The sequence below is a fragment of the Pseudoalteromonas sp. RB2-MNA-CIBAN-0110 genome, assembly GCF_040309305.1.
Classification (GTDB): Bacteria; Pseudomonadota; Gammaproteobacteria; order Enterobacterales; family Alteromonadaceae; genus Pseudoalteromonas; species Pseudoalteromonas arctica.
The window spans coordinates 1-243 of sequence record NZ_JBEOOQ010000303.1; the positions used below are offsets into that span (position 1 = coordinate 1).

At 37.9% G+C, this 243-nt stretch carries 1 protein-coding gene; it reads left to right on the top strand.

Features of this window, described 5'->3' with window-relative positions; translation table 11 throughout:
- Nucleotides 1–243, top strand: a 243-nt coding sequence (locus AAEY68_RS21590) for a class I SAM-dependent methyltransferase (RefSeq protein ID WP_350586887.1), incomplete at both ends; no start/stop codon positions are given.

Genomic DNA, 243 nt, shown 5'->3' on the forward strand with positions numbered 1-243 from the left:
TATTGACTACGTGCAAATGAACGCTGAAGCCTTACCATTCCCAGATAATAGCTTTGATCTGATCACTATTGCATTTGGTTTACGTAATGTAACCGACAAAGACAAAGCATTACGTTCAATGTACCGCATTTTAAAACCAGGCGGGCGCTTACTGGTATTAGAGTTTTCAAAGCCAGAGCATGAAATACTCAGTAAGGCATACGACTTTTATTCATTTAACTTATTACCAACTATGGGTAAGTT